This is a genomic window from Catalinimonas locisalis (genome assembly GCF_038039535.1).
In the GTDB taxonomy this organism is placed as follows: Bacteria; Bacteroidota; Bacteroidia; order Cytophagales; family Cyclobacteriaceae; genus Catalinimonas.
The window spans coordinates 92,225-110,259 of sequence record NZ_JBBPHP010000011.1; the positions used below are offsets into that span (position 1 = coordinate 92,225).

At 42.8% G+C, this 18,035-nt stretch carries 12 protein-coding genes; 6 read left to right on the forward strand and 6 right to left on the reverse strand.

Annotated elements, in window-relative coordinates; translation table 11 throughout:
* The first annotated feature begins 164 nt into the window (after positions 1–164).
* Both WJR50_RS15795 and WJR50_RS15800 read left to right on the forward strand, forming a co-directional pair.
* Positions 165–527, forward strand: coding sequence for a BlaI/MecI/CopY family transcriptional regulator (locus WJR50_RS15795; RefSeq protein WP_341294274.1), 363 nt, complete (start codon positions 165–167; stop codon positions 525–527).
* Positions 524–2,269: a TonB family protein gene (locus tag WJR50_RS15800; protein ID WP_341294275.1), complete on the forward strand. Its 1,746-nt coding sequence runs from the start codon at positions 524–526 to the stop codon at positions 2,267–2,269. The genes WJR50_RS15795 and WJR50_RS15800 overlap by 4 nt, the downstream gene beginning before the upstream one ends.
* 382 nt (positions 2,270–2,651) lie before the next feature.
* On the opposite strand, the gene WJR50_RS15805 is transcribed toward WJR50_RS15800, so the two are convergent.
* Positions 2,652–4,580 (reverse strand): PA14 domain-containing protein, encoded by a 1,929-nt coding sequence (locus WJR50_RS15805; protein WP_341294276.1) that lies wholly within the window; start codon positions 4,578–4,580, stop codon positions 2,652–2,654.
* A 138-nt stretch (positions 4,581–4,718) separates the two neighbouring features.
* Between WJR50_RS15805 and WJR50_RS15810 the strand changes: the two genes are divergently transcribed.
* On the forward strand, positions 4,719–8,321 hold the full coding sequence (locus WJR50_RS15810) for a VCBS repeat-containing protein (RefSeq protein ID WP_341294277.1): 3,603 nt from the start codon (positions 4,719–4,721) through the stop codon (positions 8,319–8,321).
* Here the strand turns inward: WJR50_RS15810 and WJR50_RS15815 are convergent.
* The 3 genes from WJR50_RS15815 to WJR50_RS15825 form a co-directional block, all read right to left on the reverse strand.
* Positions 8,300–8,662 (reverse strand): hypothetical protein, encoded by a 363-nt coding sequence (locus WJR50_RS15815; RefSeq protein ID WP_341294278.1) that lies wholly within the window; start codon positions 8,660–8,662, stop codon positions 8,300–8,302. The two genes, WJR50_RS15810 and WJR50_RS15815, sit on opposite strands and share 22 nt — an antisense overlap.
* 102 nt (positions 8,663–8,764) lie before the next feature.
* Positions 8,765–10,207: a RagB/SusD family nutrient uptake outer membrane protein gene (locus WJR50_RS15820; RefSeq protein ID WP_341294279.1), complete on the reverse strand. Its 1,443-nt coding sequence runs from the start codon at positions 10,205–10,207 to the stop codon at positions 8,765–8,767.
* Between the two features lie 19 nt (positions 10,208–10,226).
* On the reverse strand, positions 10,227–13,310 hold the full coding sequence (locus WJR50_RS15825) for a SusC/RagA family TonB-linked outer membrane protein (RefSeq protein WP_341294280.1): 3,084 nt from the start codon (positions 13,308–13,310) through the stop codon (positions 10,227–10,229).
* 702 nt (positions 13,311–14,012) lie between these two features.
* Between WJR50_RS15825 and WJR50_RS15830 the strand changes: the two genes are divergently transcribed.
* Positions 14,013–15,386, forward strand: coding sequence for an Nramp family divalent metal transporter (locus tag WJR50_RS15830; RefSeq protein WP_341294281.1), 1,374 nt, complete (start codon positions 14,013–14,015; stop codon positions 15,384–15,386).
* 10 nt (positions 15,387–15,396) lie between these two features.
* Here the strand turns inward: WJR50_RS15830 and WJR50_RS15835 are convergent, their stop codons facing one another.
* Together WJR50_RS15835 and WJR50_RS15840 are read right to left on the reverse strand one after the other, a co-directional pair.
* Complete coding sequence (locus WJR50_RS15835; RefSeq protein WP_341294282.1) at positions 15,397–16,434, reverse strand: DUF3500 domain-containing protein; 1,038 nt, start codon at positions 16,432–16,434, stop codon at positions 15,397–15,399.
* 262 nt (positions 16,435–16,696) lie between these two features.
* A complete protein-coding gene (locus WJR50_RS15840) occupies positions 16,697–17,254 on the reverse strand; it encodes a transposase (protein WP_341294283.1) in 558 nt (185 codons plus the stop codon).
* 164 nt (positions 17,255–17,418) lie between these two features.
* Between WJR50_RS15840 and WJR50_RS15845 the strand changes: the two genes are divergently transcribed.
* Together WJR50_RS15845 and WJR50_RS15850 are read left to right on the forward strand one after the other, a co-directional pair.
* A complete protein-coding gene (locus WJR50_RS15845; RefSeq protein ID WP_341294284.1) occupies positions 17,419–17,640 on the forward strand; it encodes a hypothetical protein in 222 nt (73 codons plus the stop codon).
* Between the two features lie 77 nt (positions 17,641–17,717).
* The gene (locus WJR50_RS15850) at positions 17,718–18,032 is read left to right on the forward strand and encodes a DUF6660 family protein (protein WP_341294285.1); all 315 of its coding nucleotides are present in this window, start codon (positions 17,718–17,720) and stop codon (positions 18,030–18,032) included.
* The last annotated feature ends 3 nt before the right edge of the window (positions 18,033–18,035 follow it).

The window sequence follows — 18,035 nt, forward strand, 5'->3', positions numbered from 1 at the left end:
GAAAAGAGTATTGCGTACATCAATGTTAGCGAGTGAAATCAATCTTTTTAAAAAGTCAATTTTCAATAAACTAAATATTTAGTTTAAATAGTTTGGATTGTTTGAACTAATTTTTTAGTTTTAACTAAATGTTTAGTTTACACCCGGATAGAACAGACTTGTCCATGAAAGAATTAACAAAAGCCGAAGAAGAAATCATGCAGGTACTTTGGGAGTTGAACTCCGCATTTGTGAAGGACATTATTGAAAAATTACCCGAACCCAAGCCTGCGTACAACACTGTTTCTACAATTGTCAGAATCTTACAGCAGAAGGGGTTTGTGGAGCATGAAATACATGGCAAATCACATAAATATTATCCTGTGATTACCAAAGAGGCCTACACCAGGTCTTTTATGAAAGGATTTGTAAAAAGGTACTTCAGCGGATCATATCAGCAGATGGTTTCATTCTTTACCAAAGAGGATAAACTTAGTCTCCATGAACTGGAGCAGCTCCTTAAAGAACTTAAAGACAAGAACACATGAGCAATTATCTAATAGAACTTTCGGTGATTCATACAGCATTGATGCTGGGCTACTGGTTTTTTCTAAGAAAAGAACGACAGTACGCAAAACTGAGGTTTTACCTTATTGGTTCTACATTCCTGGCACTGCTGATTCCCTTTCTCAAACTACCCAGGTTATTCTTTTCAAGCCAGGAAGCTTCAAATGCTGTACCTCTTGAAGCGATTCCATTAGATGCCATGAGCATTACCGCTCAGGCAGAAGTGTCATTCTGGAACAAAGACCTACTCATCTGGATATATATATTCATAAGCGTATGTTTTTTGCTCAAATTTATTAGCGGTGTACTCTACCTCATTTCCCTGGAGCGCCAGAGTAGCTATGTAAAATTTAATGAGCTGTACATTCGCAAAGTCAGAAACATTAGAGGAAGCTTTACATTTTTCAACTGGATATTCTTGAGTGATGAAATTGATAAAGACCAGCATGATTATAATGTAATCCTGAAGCACGAAAAAGCCCATGCATCATTGGGACATACTTACGACTTAATGTTTTTTCAGCTGTTCAGAGTATGCTTCTGGTGGCTCCCTACCGCATGGTTTATCATTAAAGAAATCAAAAAAATACACGAATATCAGGCTGATGCCTATGCACTTAAGTCGTGTAACATTGACCAATATTCGTCTATACTGATCAGTTCAACTTTGAAATCCAATGGACTGAGCCTGGCCAGCTCGTTTCATGACGGTTTAATTTTAAAACGACTAATAGCAATGAAACAACAAGCAAAAAAAGTGAGCCCCTGGAAATTTGGGGCCCTATCGGTACTCTCCGCTATACTTTTTATCGTATTTGCGTGTACAGAAGAGCTGGACCAGGAAATCAAAGAAATGGGTAGCCAAAGCAACGCGATTACCTTTGATCAGCTACCTGCTGATATGCGGCAGGGGCTAGGAGAGATTCAGGACGAATTATCATTCATGAAAGTAGATATTCCTGAAGACAATGATATGTCCAAGGTAGATGAATTGAAAAACCTTGATCCTGAACTCATTTATTTGATGAATGTAGACAAGGCTAATAAAGCCATCTACATTGCACTTAGAAAGAGTGGAGCCAACTTTGACTACCTTTCTGACAAATCTAAAATGGAAGGAGATGTTTTTACTGTGGTGGAAGAACAACCGGAATATCCTGGTGGTATGGACGCTTTCTATCGCTATGTCAGTACTGAGATGAAATATCCCCTGGAGGCACGGCAACAGGGAATTGAGGGACGTGTATTCGTACAGTTTGTCGTTGAAAAAGATGGCTCTTTATCAGATGTAAAGACTATCAAAGGAATTGGTGGAGGCTGTGACACTGAAGCCGTAAGGGTATTGCAAAATGCTGCTTCTTTCAGTCCCGGAAAACAAAGAGGCCGGCCTGTAAGGGTACGCATGGTAATGCCGGTAACTTTCAAGCTCAATAATGGTAAAACCAATCCCGACAATAGTACCCAGGGAATCATTATCGCGGAGGATGTAGAATTCATAAACAATAAGCTCAAAGTAGACGCCAGCTACAACAATGGTGAATGGTCGGGGACTATCTACGATGAAGAAGGAGGTGCACTTCCCGGAGTTAATATTCTGTTAGCCGGAACCACCACTGGCACTGTATCCGATATGAATGGTACTTTCCGCTTGAAAGCTAATGCATCCAACGAGCTGCACATCAGTTGTGTAGGCTATGAAAGCGTGAAGCTGGAAGGCGAGTAAACGTTGACTATTGGAGAGGAATTTGGTAAATACTTACCCTTTGAAGGTAAAAAAGTAAAGCGGTACAATTTTGTTGTACCGCTTCACGAGTTAATTTAATTAAGCTGAATGTGCTTTATATCGTTAACCAACATCCCTAAAAGCCATGGTTAATCCAGATGTATTTTGCTCAGGAGAAAATCTGCTTTCTACAACCAGCCAAGCTCCAATCAACGCTGATGATGCGTCATTGACCCATTTTTTCTAAATATGTGCATTTAAGTGGGTTGCTTCATCCCTACTTATAAAACCATTTAGTCCGAGAGTTTTTCTTGACTCTGCAAAAGAAGCCGAAGAATATCTTATCTCTTTCACTGGCAGTTAATATTTGTAAGAAGATCCATTATTTGTAAAATAAAACTTCAGAGATGTCAGTCATTTTATCCGTCTCAGCCTTTTTGTAAAAGATTTCAAGTGTTTCGCCTAGAAAATCCTCAAAATATTGAATTTCAATGGGGTGATAGCCTTCCTTCAGCGCTATATAGCCTTCTTTTCTGGAAGTACTGTGCGAGCCATCATTGTCTATTACATTTTGACCGGAAATGATTAACCGCGCACCATCATCGGATCGCATACTAAAAGTATACATGCCTTCTTCATCAATTTTAATGTAACCCTTGTACTGTAAGGCAAAATGGTCCTCTCTTTCACCGGCGATTTTCTCGACATCAAAATCAGTAGCTACACCCTCACTGACAATAGCTAAAGCGTCAAAATCCGGTAGCTTTTTCCACTCGCCTTCATAATACTGATACTGCAAACCTTCCTTAGGATTGCGGAGCTTTTGAGCATTAATCGGTTTTACTTTTTCAAATGCCATAGTTTGCACCGGACCAGCCAGACCTTCACGAAATGTCCTCACTTGTACATTTGTACTTTGAGCAATGTACAAAGGCTTCTCATAAAGCTGAGCATTTAGATCAGGAGTCTCCCCGTTCAGAGTGTATCTCACCTCTGTTTCCGCAAAGGGGTAGTCAAACGATAATTCAAGCTGTTCTAAAAATCTGGATTGTTCGGGCTCAATCTTCAATTCGCTATGGGCCTGTACTTCAATAAGTTTCTGCCCTTGTAGTACCATATCCTTAAGACTGTCTACCTGATAAGATAAAGCCCAGTTCAACAGAAATGGATCTGATGCTGCTGTAGTTTGCTTTTCATCCAGAGGGGTAAAGTGGAAGCTGATTTCTTTTTTGGAATTAGGGGCTACATTTATCTCCCACTTACTTTGATCGGCTTGCAATTGATGATGATGCAAAAGGGATGCGCTTAGCTGCATAGGTACATCCGTAGGGTTTGCTACCAGTAGGCTGGCCATACCCGATGATGAATTTTTCTCGTCAAGCAGTACTTCGGTAGGCATATCTGAGGCCTCTAAAAGGGCAGTGGCTAATGCTCTTCCTCTGATGGTAACAATGTTTTTCTCAATAATCCCATCCAGGGCTACGTTTACGATGACCGGTCCCTTTTCTTTGGTCATAGTTACCCAAACCACATGGTCAAACTCTCCAAAGGACGGGCCTCTGAGTTGACTGCCTCCACCGGTTGTTGCCAGAGTGATGTAGTTTTGATCATACCTCTCTTCGTAGAGATAACGATGACGGTGCCCGGCAATAACGGTATAGTCGCGACCTTCCAGCGTAGCTTCAATATCCTGAAAGCCGCTGAGGTCCTGATAATCCCAGATAGGATGGTGCATAAACAGCATCGTCCAGCGCACTTCGGTATTCTCTTCCAACACATTTTTTACATAGCTGATCTGTTCATCGCTCAAGGTGACGCCATCCCCATCGTTGGTATCCATGCAGATAAATAAAACGTCCTGGTAGAGGAAGGCGTAATAGCTTTTACCATATCTGGCATTCCATGCTTCCCGCATGACTTCATTAGAAATGTCATGGTTTCCCGGCAGGTAAAAGAAGGGTGCTTGCAGAGTGCTAAGAAAACCATTGAATTCATCCCACTCTTCTTCAATCACTTTTTCATCTTTGGTGTAGCCTTCAATGAAGTCTCCTACGCTCATCACAAATTCGGGTTGAAGAAGATTAAGCTTACCTACTGCTTTTTCAAAAATACCCGCTCTGTGCCCGCCGGTACGATCACTGACGATGGCAAACTGGAAAACCTGCGGATCATTGATAAAGCGTTCATGTGTCCAGGGCTTTTGTTCGCCAAAGGGTTCTAGTATTATGAAAGTAGAATCTTCCTGGGCAAGTAGGTTTGAAACTATGCAAGACAGGAATAAGGCTAGGGGTAGTTTATAGGTATTTTTCATAGGAAAGAATTAGCTAAAGTTTTAAGGCTGAATTTAAACTACTCTTTGCTTCTCCAGAGATATAAATTTGTTAAATTTCTGTAAACAATATACCATTTCTTCATAAAAGCTTAACTTCTAATTTTTACATCTCAGCCCATGAGTTTACAAATTGGCATATTCAATAAGCCTTCTTCCTTTATGAATAAAATTGTCAGAATTAGCCTCTTTGTTATCTGTCTGCTGGGTTGCCAGTCTGAGCAGCAGCAGGACGAACATATGCTAAGGCTGGTACTGCCGGAAGAAAGCGGGCTGTCATTTACCAATGTGCTGCAGGAAAGCCCTGAGCTGAATATCATCACCTTTGAATACTTTTATAATGGTGCAGGCGTAGGCGTAGGCGACTTTAACCGTGATGGCTTGCAGGATCTTTTTTTCTCTTCCAATAAGGGAGAAAACAAGCTTTATCTCAATCAGGATAACTTTCAGTTTGAAGAAATCACGACACAGGCAGGTATAGTGAATTCGGGAAAGTGGGCTACCGGAGTGTCTATTGTAGATATTAATCAGGATGGCTGGCCGGATATCTACGTGTGTTTTGCAGGTCCTCAGACAGATCCTCGACAAAGACAGAATGAGCTGTATGTGAATCAGCAAAATAGTCCGGAAGGATACCCAATCTTCAGAGAAATGGCTGAGGAATATAGGCTGGCAGACACCGGACACAGCACCATGGCTACCTTTCTGGATTATGACAGGGATGGTGATCTGGATATGTACCTGCTCACCAACATTACCGATCAGATGGGGCCTAATGTGATCCGGCCCAAAAAACGTAAAGGGGAGATGGTCAATACAGACAGGTTGTATCGCAATGATGGCCCAGGGGCAGCAGGGCATCCTATTTACCAAAACGTAAGTGCTGAGGCAGGAATTACCATTGAAGGCTACGGGCTGGGCGTATCTGTAGTAGATATCAATCAGGACAACTGGCCGGATATCTATGTGTCTAATGACTACCTCTCCAATGATCTATTGTACATTAATAATCAGAATGGAACCTTTAGCGATAAAGCCTCAGAATACTTCAGGCATCAGAGTTATTCTGCGATGGGAAATGATGTAGCTGATTTTGATAATGATGCTCTACCGGATATTCTTACGCTTGACATGCTCCCTCCGGACAACAGGAGAAAAAAGCTGATGTTTGGAGAGACTAACTACAACCGCTACCGCTCAGAGCTACAGTATGGTTATGCTCCCCAGTTTATGAGGAATACCTTGCAGTGGCACCGAGGCTTTAAGCCGAATGGTCAAGCTGCATTTAGTGAGATTGGTCAACTTGCAGGGGTAGAGGCCACTGACTGGAGTTGGAGTGCGCTCTGGGCAGATATGGATATGGACGGTTTTCGTGACCTGTTGGTAACCAATGGCTACCCCAGAGATATCACCAACAGGGATTTTGCTTCTTACAAAATGCAGGAATTTAGCAATGCTGCCTATACCGAAGAGATGAAAGACCGTTTTGTGGAGGCGATCAATCAGATAGAAGGGGCGCATCTGCCTAATATGGTTTTCAGGAATAAAGCAGATTTAAGCTTTGAAAATGTATCAGACGCATGGGGTTTTGAGCAGCCTTCCTATTCAACAGGTGCCGTCTATGTTGACCTGGATAATGATGGTGATCTGGATTATGTGGCCAATAATACCAATGCGCCTGCTTTTGTATACGAAAATCTTGCGAGAGAAAATTTGAATCACCATTGGCTCAGATTGCTGCTGGAAGGAGAGGAGGGCAATCTGGCAGCTTTGGGGGCAAAAATCTGGTGTTATCTTCCTGATAAGGTGCTGTTTGCCGAAAATTATCCTTACCGAGGGTATCAGTCTACCATAGATCCTCGTATCCACTTTGGATTGGGAAATGCAGCAAAAGTGGATTCACTTCGGATAGCGTGGCCCTCGGGAGATTGGCAGGTTTTGTATGACCTTAAAGTTGACCAGCAGCTTAGCCTGAAAAGTGCTGAGGCCACACCTCCAAAAGCTTTGGATGCTAAGAAAGCTGAACCTGCTCAAACTTTTGTGCTGGCAAACCAGAAGAGAAATATTCACTACAAACATGAAGAGGAGTATTTCGGTGATTTTAACATTCAACCGCTTTTACCTCACAAACTCTCTCAGCAGGGGCCTGCTGTTACTGTAGCTGATGTGAATGGTGATGGCCTGGAAGACTTTTTTGTGGGAGGAGCATTTGAACAGAGTGGACAGATTTTCATACAACAAATAAATGGTAAGTTTACTTCTCAACCCCTGAGCGATACCGTTAAGTACGAAGAAGATCATGGCAGTATATTTTTTGACGCAGATGGTGATGGAGATCAGGATCTGTATATTGTCAGTGGAGGGAATGAGTTTAAAAGTGGTTCAGCCTATTATCAGGACCGGCTTTATCTCAATGATGGACAGGGAAAGTTTAGGCTGAGCAGCACTGCTTTGCCGATGCTAAACACTGCCAGCGCCTGCGTAGTAGCAGCGGATTATGATCATGATGGAGACCTGGATCTTTTCATTGGAGGCAGGCATACCCCACAGCAATATCCTCTTGAAGGAACTAGCTACCTGCTGGAAAATCAGGGAGGAAAATTTGTAGATGTGACTACCCATGCTGCACCTCAACTGAAAAATGCTGGAATGATTACCTCAGCATTGTGGACGGATGTTGATCAGGATGGTTGGGAAGATCTGATGGTGGTAGGAGAGTGGATGGCTCCACAGATTTATCAAAACCAAAGGGGAAAGTTAAAAAAGGTAGCTGTTCCGGTACTGGCCGAGCTTTCTGGCTGGTGGAACAGTATACTGGGCACTGATTTTGATCAGGATGGAGACATTGATTATGTAGCGGGAAACCTGGGCCTTAATTCCCGTTATAAGGCAGACAGCGTATCACCCTTACAACTGATTGTAAGTGATTTTAACCGGGATCAGCGTATAGATGCCATCATGACTTACGATCAGGAGGGAGTGACTTATCCGGTACATCCCCGCGATGATATGCTTCGCCAGCTCAATCATCTCAAAAGGCAGTATTCCAGTTACACTTCATTTGCTGAAGCCAAAATTGAAGACATCTTTTCTCCTCAGCAATTGGAAAGTGCTAAGTGGCTTGAAAGCCGGGAAATGCGAAGCTGCTATCTGGAGAACCTTGGGAATTTTAACTTTGCTGTCAAACCCCTGCCTATAGAAGCGCAGATCGGTCCGGTATATGGAATGTTGAGTAATGATTTTAACCAGGACTCTTATCCTGACCTGCTCCTAACAGGTAACTCTTATGCTACGGAAGTGATCAGCGGGCCTTATGACGCTTTGAAAGGGTTATTGCTATTAGGGGATGGTCATGGTAATTTTCAGGCGGTATCGCCCCAAAGTAGTGGGTTTTGGGTGGATGAAGATGCTAAAGCGCTTACACATTTGCATCTAAGTGATGGAAGTGAATTAATACTGGCTAGCCAGAATAATGATAGTCTTATCGTGTATGAAGTCCCTCATAATAGCAGAGAATACCATAGTTTTGGACAAGAGGTAAAGGACGCAAGTATCTATTTTAAAGATGGGAGACAGCAGAAAATAGAGCTCTACAGCGGTAGCGGCTACTTAAGTCAGTCGGGCAGAGGCATTTGGTTTCTTCCAGAAATGGTGAAAAGCATAGAAGAAAAAACAGCTGAAGCGCAGGATTCAGTGTATGTTCATCTCAATCGGGAAAAATAATAAAGCTGGTATCGGCTCTGGTTACTTTGTGAAAACAAAGGCTTCAGTTCTTCTTTTAATATCATGTTATTTTGCTTAAGAGAAATGATCTGATATTTAGAAATGTTTTTTTCATCATGAGTAGCCATCCACTTGAGTGTATCCTGCTGAATTTCATAAAGCATTTCCAATTTGTTATTGGCTTGAATAATCCGAAGTTTATTTTCAGAATATTGGTACTGCCTTGCTTGATCTCCAATCTCGGTATAGTGAAAATGATTATAAAAGTGATGTATTGAGTCTAACTGCCAATGTCCTTCAATACCGTGCGCATCATACTGGTGGCATGACTGGAAAAGCATAAAGATTATCAAAAATCCATTTAGTCGCATAACGCTAAAAAAGAAGCCTGATCACACCAGATCAGGCAATTATTTTATCCAGAAAAAAGCTTAACCCATTTATCAATACTCAGGATTTTGTTCCAATACACCGTTACTTAAATCTATCTCCCTCTGGGGAATTGCGAACAGATAATGTTTAGGTCGCTGAAAATTGCGGGGTGGATCAAAGGGACCTCTATCTTCTGCATAGATGGCTACAATATCCACAATTCCTGCCTTGTCCCAGCGGATCAGGTCCTGATGCCTTTGGTTTTCCCCTGCCAGTTCTACTCTTCTTTCATGAATCAGATCCTGCATTGTGGCATTAGAAATAGGAGGTAAATCTGATCTTTCTCTAACCGCATTGATTTCAGCATCACCACTTTGACCAGAGCGAATTTTAGCTTCTGCCACCAGCAGGTAAACGTCTGCTGCCCGGAGAATCGGTACATTTTGACCATCATTCAGTCCGCCGCTAGATCTCCACGAAGCAAATTTCTGGAAGTGGTAACCAGTGGAAGAAAGGTCAGAAGTATATTCTGTAAGCCCCTGATCTCCTCCCAGGTCTACCATTTCTCCCGGAGTAAACAAAGTGTAATCCATTCGTGGGTCTCCTTCTTCAAATTCATCCACCAGATTCTGTACAGGCTCATGAAAATCCCAGCCTCCCCAGGGACGGGGAGTGGTATAAATGATATGCGCGGTTCCTTGCCAGCCATCCAGTGCCTGTACTGAGAAGAGCATTTCCGAGTTATTTTCAGTTTCTATCTGGAAATTCTGCCCAAAATTATCTGCCAGCTGATAGGGACCATTGATGACATTGTTACCATACTCTATGGTACTCTGGAAGTCTTCACGATAGAGGGAAAGTTTAGCCAGGAATCCCCAGGCTGAACCCTTAGTAGGGCGTCCTAGGTTTTCTTCATCATGTGTAAGTGGAAGTAGGTCAGCAGCCATTAGCCAATCAGATTCAATTTGATCATAAGTTGCTTCAAGTGTAGCTCTCGGCTTGTTGTATTCACCATTCAGAACATCTTCTTCCAGTATAAGGGGTACACCTCCATAGATTACCGCCAGACGCCAGTACATAAACCCTCTCATAAAATGAGCTTCCCCTAAGGTGCGGTTTTTCAATGTTTGGTCCATTTCTATATCAGGCACATTGATAAGTACGGCATTGGCTCGTGAAACAATTTCATATTTAGGTTTCCAACTGAAGGCTAGCTGAGGGTTATCCGCGTCAAAAGTAAATTCTTCAATGGCCTGGTCCTCTGCATGGTCTCCCGCACGGTACTGGTCATCAGAGGGTATATCAAAAGTATGTTCGGCATGGCCGTAAAAATCTTCGTACGTCAGCGGTTCGTACATGGCGTTGGCAGCAGCCACTGCATCTTCACCATTTCGCCAGAAATCTACCGAGGTAGATTGTCCGTAAGGGGTAGACTCCAGCACCTCTTCATTGTTGCAAGAAACAAGGGAAGCGAGCAAAATCAGGAAGCTAAGTTTTTGAATAAATATTTTCATGATAATTGAAGTGCTTTAGTTAAAAGGTAATATTAGCGCCCACTGTCCAGGTACGTGCCTGAGGATACTGAGCATAGTCTACATTAAGCTGTAGGTTACCATCAATATAACCGAGCTCAGGGTCCATTCCGGAATAATTTGTAATGGTAAATACATTCTGCCCTGTTACAAAAAATCTAGCTCTGCTGATTCCCACGTTTTCAGTAAGAGAAGTGGGCAATGTATAGCCAATTACCAGGTTTTTAAGTCTCAAAAAGTCACCAGACTCTATGAATAGATCGGATGTACGATGATTCAGATTATTCCTATTGGTCGTCATACGAGGTATGCTATTGCTCGTGCCAGGACCATTCCAGCGGTTGATGACCTCCGCATACATATTGAAGGGATAAGTGGGGTCAAGGCCCTGCATACGGTCGGCGTTGTAGATATCTACCCCGGCATTACCCAGGAAAAACAATGAAATGTCAAAGCCTTTATAACCGAAATCTGCATTAAAACCATAGACCATATTGGGGTGGGGGCTGCCTAATATCGTTCTGTCTTCTTCATTAATCTGCCCATCGCCATTCAGGTCAACAAAACGAACATCACCGGGCACAATTTGTCCATTCGTTCTGCGAGAGTCATTTACAACATTAGGGTCAGATTCTATTTCCTGTTCTGTCTGGTACAGACCATCGGTTTTCCATCCGTAGAAAGTTGCCAGCGGTTCTCCTTCAAATGTACGGGCAATCTCCTGATTGGGTCTTCCGTAGCGGGTAGAAGCCAGAAAATTACCATCGTACAGTTTGGTGACTTCATTTTTAATGAAAGAAGCATTGGCACTAAAGCTATAGGTCAGATCTCCTGATGAACCATTGTAGCCCAGTTCTATCTCAAGTCCCTGGTTACGTAACTCACCTACGTTCTGATCTGGTACCTGGGCTAAACCTATGCTACCAATGGTGGGAGGAGCAAGTAACATATCACGGGTGTCTTTGATGAAGTAATTAAAGTTGGCAAGCAGTTTATTGTCCAGCATCCCTACCTCCAGTCCTATGTTGGTCATTTGAGCAGTTTCCCAGGAGATATTGGGGTTGGGTATTCTGCTTTGGGCGGCACCTACGATCTGATTGCCCCCGAAGGAATAGCGTACACCTCGGCTGATCAGCGCCAGGTATTGCAGACGGGAAACGTTTTGATTACCTAGTTGTCCCCAGCCGGCAGTAAGTTTCAGGTTACTGATAAGTCCGTTAGTTTGGAAAAAACTTTCTTCTGAAATACGCCAACCAGCAGAGAAGGCAGGGAAATAACCCCACTTGTTACCTTCAGCAAAGCGTGAAGAACCATCCGCCCTGAATGTAGCGGTAAGCAGATAACGTTCATCATAATTGTAATTGGCTCTGCCAAACCAGGATATCAGCGCATCCTCGGTACGATTGCCCCCGATATTATCCAGGGTACTACCTACATCAAGGTAGCGTTGCGGATCAGATTCGTCAGGGAAGTCTAATTTTTGCGCTGAGAAGCCATCCACGTTAAACGTTTGACGCGTATAACCTGCCACTGCATTGACAGTATGTTTTTCAGCAAAAATCTGATTGTAGTTTAAGAAGTATTCCATCAGTACGGAATAGTTTTCTTCGTACCTCCTTCTCAGTGAATTTCTGCTTCTTTGCCGTATTTGTTCGTCAATAATGATGTCAAAATTATACTCATCCAGTATGGTAGCATCCAGTCCAAAATTTGCTTTAAAAGATAATCCTTCGGTAATATCAAATTCACCATTGATGTTACCCAAAAGCCTTTGCCTGCTGGTTTCGTTGTCCTGTGTAGTTACAGTGAAAATAGGGTTGTTGATATCACCAAATTCTCCACTGATCTGAGAAGAACCCCAGCTACCATCTTCATACCTTACCGGTAAGCCGGGGTGAAAACGAATGGCACTCCACAATACACCCGTTTGGGCTGAAGTGGTATTGACTCCACTCCCTGTCTGGCTGGTGATCTGTAAACTTTGTCCAATCCTAAGTCTTTCCCCTACAGTATGATCAGAATTAAGGCGCAGACTTAACCTTCTGAAATAGGAGTTTTTGATCATTCCCTGATCGTCAAAATAGCCTCCTGAGATAAGGAAGGAAGAATTTTCTCCACCACCTCTTAAAGACACATCAATGTTATTGACGGTACCTGTACCTAAAAGCTCATCCTGCCAGTTGGTAAGCTGTGTCTGGTACTGGGGATCTTCCCAAATGGGGTCTATGGGATTTCCATCATTGCTATACCTTTCTCTTTTAAGTTGCGCCAAAGTAGGAGCATCCAGCACATCTATGGTGTTCACAGCATTGGATACCCCGGTATAGCCATTCACAGAAAAGCTAAGTTGCTCTCCAAAATCACCGCGCTTGGTTGTGATGATGACTACGCCATTGGCGGCACGTGTTCCATAAATGGCAGAAGCAGAAGCGTCTTTTAATACTTCTATGGATTCAATGTCATTGGGGTTAACATCGTTGATTCCTCCCGCTGGAAAACCATCAATGATCACCAATGGGTCTGCATTGTTCACTGTTCCAGTACCCCGGATACGGATAGAACCGCCATCTCCTGGCGCTCCTCCGTTTCTGACCACGTTTACTCCGGCAGCCCTTCCCTGCAGGGCCTGGGAAGCGCCCGAAACGGGCAGATTTTGAATCTGATTTCCTTTAACCGAAGACACTGCACCGGTGACATCTTTTCTTTGTTGTGTGCCATAGCCTACCACCACCACCTCAGAAAGAGAGGTGACTCCCTCGCTAAGACTGACATTGATCTCGGAACGGCCATTGATGTCTACTTCCTGAGCTTCATATCCAATGAAGGAATAGATGAGCGTATTGTTGTTAGCAGGGACATTGATCCTGTAAAAACCATCGGCATCAGTTACGGTACCAGTATTGGTACCCTTCACTACAATGTTTGCACCTGGTATAGGATCACCACCGCTGACATCAGTGACTTTACCTTGGATGGTTTGGTCCTGAGCCTGTACCTTGAGGGAACATAGCAAAAACAGAGTAAGTGTGACATGCAGTATTTTATAGCATATCCACCTAAACTTAAGCGTTGATAGGAGATTCATAGAATGCTTGTTTAAAGTTGAGTAGTAGATTTAGTGGTAATAAAAATTTGGCCTACCATTAAACATACTTACCTAATTTCAACCTTTTTTTTTGCATAAAAAAGGTTGAGTAAAATTAAATATATTTTGTGCTTAAGATGCCTGTAGAATATTAAATTAACGTTACGATAAGATTAAGTCTATTTTAACAGTTAGTGGTGTTTAATATTTGTCAACATACAGAAAGGGCCGTTAAAGACTTACCTAACTTGGTGAATGAGTATAAAAAAAGCTTACCACAGGAGTTTATCGGGCCATGTTGGCCAGGGTTACCCCACGTATTAGCTTCATTGGGTATTTCAATGCAGGTAACCTAACTTTACAGCTACCGATACAAAATAGTCATTATCTTTTGCGCTAGTGAGCAGCTAAAAATTATATTAAGCATTATTTGCCCTTATTGAAAGTGTGAGTAAGCATTTGTAGGAGAAGTTAACATGAGCTTCATAGGTACAAGTAGAGGTGTCGGTCAAGATACTTGAAATCAGTTTTTTGATATTCCTTTGTCATCTTGACAAGGTTTACCACGCTGAGGTAAAGGAAAATTGAAAAAATAATATGTTGGTTGTCTGTGCAATCCTGCAAAATAAAGTTAAGAGATAATATAATTTTCTATATTAAAGCCTGCTAAATATTTTTTTGACAACAAACAACGACCTTAACTTGCTTACTCAAGAAAACGAAGAATTGTTAGATAATCCCTATGTGCTGGATTCATCAGGTATTCAGGAGCCCCCAACTCGCTTCAAAGACCGCTTAAAAAAACTGGGACCTGGTTTTATTTTATCCGCCGCCATAGTAGGTTCCGGTGAACTCATTGCCACTACTACTCTGGGTGCTGAAGCTGGTTTTGCCACTTTTTGGGTAGTTATTGTTTCCTGTCTGGTCAAAGTTACTCTACAGCTTGAGTTTGGTAAGCATGCCATTTATTCCGGTGAGACGGTAATGTATGCTTTCAACCGACTGCCCGGCCCCCGTCTAAGAGGTACCAACTGGAGTGTGTGGACCTGGTTGTTCATTCAGATTTTTAAACTTTTACAGGTAGGAGGGATAGTAGGAGGCGTGGCGATTACGCTAAATATTGCTTTTCCTCAGGTCAATGATACGATTTGGGCAATATTTGCGGCTGTACTTTCTTCTTTACTAATATTTAAAGGTTACTACCGCTTTATAGAAAAGTTTTCCATCAGCATGATAGGGCTCTTTACGCTGCTGACTTTTGCTTCACTTTTCTTCTTGCAGTACACTTCTTTTGCACTAAGTTGGGACAATCTTATAGAAGGTCTAAGCTTTAATCTGCCTCCGGCAGCAGTTGGCGTAGCCATTGCAGCTTTTGGCATCACTGGGGTAGGAGGAGATGAGATCATGTATTACAATTATTGGTGTTTGGAAAAAGGTTATGCTCGTTTTACAGGTCCGAGAGATGATAGCGAAGACTGGTTAAGAAGGGCCAAAGGCTGGATCAGAGTGATGTATATGGATGCCCTGTTCTCTATGCTGGTATATACGATAGTAACGGCTGCCTTCTATCTTCTTGGCGCTGCTGTACTCCATCAGTCGGGCCTGGTGCCGGAAGGCTATGAAATGGTAGAGTCGCTCTCCCGGATCTATACAGAAACATTAGGACCCTGGGCCATGAGTATTTATCTGTTTGGTGCGCTCATCGTATTGTTTTCTACCTTGTTTGCTGCCTTAGCCAGTTGGACCCGTATTTTTTCCGATGCTTTCGGGCAGATAGGCTGGATCAATTTCTACGACGCAAAGGTTAGGAAAAAGAGCATAGCTATTCTGGCCTGGACCTTTCCGCTGTGCTGGGCTTTGCTTTTCATCTTCATCAAGCTGCCGGTGTTGATGATACTGGTAGGGGGCTTTGTCACATCCATATTACTCCTGATTGTGGTCTATGCCGCCTTTCAATTTCGTTATCACCGTCTGCCGCCGCAGCTAAAACCCAGCAAGCTCTATGACATCGCGCTTATGCTCAGTGCTATAGTGATTATAGGAGTAGGCATCTACAGTATAGTGAAAGTATTTTAAGGTTTTGATTTTACTTCCCTATGACCACTTCCTGCCCGAAGTCTTCTGAAAGGCTGCGCCATAGCGAATGAATGTGCCAGTACTCATAAGAACGGTTATCATACTCTATGATGCATGCAGGCCCTTGAATACGGTAGTAGCGGGCTTTGTGCAAGCCCTTGTCACCTGACCAGGCAAAGTGTAATTTGTCAATACCCGCTTCTTCTATCTTCTCCATCTCCTGCTGAGCCAGTGGATAAACAAGGTTGAATACCCAGGCCCGTATCAAAGTCAGCACATCTGCCCGTTGTCTCTCGGTCATATTAGCCACTGCCAACCCAAATGCTTTTTGAGTATGCGGTTCATTACCTTCTCGGGTAAGAACGTCGTCAGGCATCTTTTCTTCCATCAATGCCTGTGCAGCCTGCTGCTCATTGAGCGAATTGATCAACTCCCAGGCCACGTTGGCTTCGGTATGCATAAAACTGTATCCCGCATAAGGACCTTCGGTAATTTCCCGGGGATCAACCCCTACAAACATAGGAGTAACGCTGATGCCTTCAGGGGCTACGGTAAAGTGAAGAGAAATATGGTGCCCTTCAAAACGCCAGCCCCAGGCGGATGTCATGCTCGGTTCACCGAAAAGGGTCAGGTAATAGTAGTCGTGACCATACATGGTCATATTGGTTTCAAAACCAAACTCCTCAAATACTTCTTCTCTACGGTTCTGGTCCTGTTCAATAATATTTTGCACCTTAAGGTAGCCCTGCTCGCTCAGAGCAGTTTGCAAAAGTGCGTGTAAAGCCATCTTCTGAGCAGCATTTAAATCTCCCAGAGGAAGGCCTTCCCTTAAGAAACTATGGGTGGGGAGGTTGTTCCATACCTTTCTTTCATCATCATCAAAGGAGTGTTTCAGCTTTTCCAGTTGTTCGTTGTACAATACACTCATCAGGTGATTGCTGGCATCTACCATATTCTGTTTTACCCTTTCTATGGGGTCGTACGACTGACTAAAACTGCTAAACGAAAGGCTTAATAATAAAAGTAAGGTTGTGTATTGCTTGTGCATAATCTGTTTATATGATGCTTAAAACCTGAAAGTAAAGAAATTTTACAGACTAGTGAAGGGAAAGATCAAGGAAAAGCAGGCTTTTTAAGTGTGGTACAGTTGATACAAAGTGATAAGTTAACCATATCTGAGTTTATACTTCTTCGCCTTCTTCCTATTTAGTTCCCCGGCCTGTGGCACACAGGACGGAATGATACTGCTATCTACTCCCCGGCTTGTCTGGGCCATGGCACACAAGACGGAATCAGACCTACTGCTGCTATCAAAGGCATGTCCTATAATCAGTTAAGAAATCAAATTTCTTATCGTCAAGTAAGTAATATCCGGCAGAAGACCAGTAATACTCTTCTGGTCTCGTAGCTAGGTTCCACTTTTCTTGTAATGGATTATTGTGAATATAATCTACTTTCTGTTCTATCATATTCTTATGATTCATATGTATAGCCATAGGATCTCTTTGCCATATCCTAAAGCTTCTTTCTTTGGTGTTCTCAACAAACTTATCCAGTACCGCCGGATGATTCTGCTTGAGGTCTTTCACAATAAGATGTGCCGTTTCCTTATTGAAACAGGCATGTGGTTTTTCTTTACCATTTAACTTATTCAATTTCCAGACAAGATGAAGATGGTTGGGCATAATGACAAAGCAGTAGACAGTGATCAAATCTTTTTCTACAAGCTTTTTTAGTGATTCAATAATTAGCAGTTTATACTTGTCTTGTTTTAGTAAGTATTTCCATTCTTTTATGGTATCTGTCCAAAAGTAACCTTCTCCTATAGACATTTGAGATACTCGTCTTTCTTTAAAAAACTGGCGCATAATGATCATATGAAAGATAAGGCATGCATAAAAGCCTCCAGCCTGTGTGCCACAGGCCGGGGATTAGCCAGAAAGTAAAGAAATTTTACAGACTAGGGAAGCGAAAGATGATAGAAAACCAGCCTTTTTAAGTGTGGTACAGTTAATCCAAAGTGATAAGTTGATTGCACCTTGGCTTACGCTTCTTCTCCTTCTTACTATTTATCCCTCCCGAACTTTTACCTGCCCGGCAGGCTTTTTATGTAGAATGCTTCAATTTTCCAGGGACCCTGGAGTATACAGGGCAGGGGCTCTGGTTTAGGCAGAGCAGTGCTGCTGTCATATCCGGAACCATAGCTGGAGCAGTGTGTATCAGGCAAAAATGGCTGTGTTACCACTTCCTGTGATAAACAGCTTGGAACGGACCAGTCACAACACTGATACATTTGAAGTAAAGTGAAAAATGCACTAAGTTTGTACCATCTTGCGACTGATCGCTACCATATTATCCTTTTATGTGCTGCTGCTGGCTTTTATGCCCTGCGCAGATGAATTGTCTGTAGAAGACACCCAGGAACAGACTTGCCAGCTACAGGATGATTGCGGTTCAGACGAAGAAACCCATGAAGAAGCCTGCACCCCTTTCTGCCACTGCCATTGCTGTCATTCGCATGTCACCTTTATAACAATGGACTGGCATTCACAGCCTGTTTCTCCCTACAGCCAGAAGAATACACCTTATACACAGCAGAAAGAATATCTTTTTCCCTTCTCTATTTTCCAGCCCCCCAGGGTTTAGCAT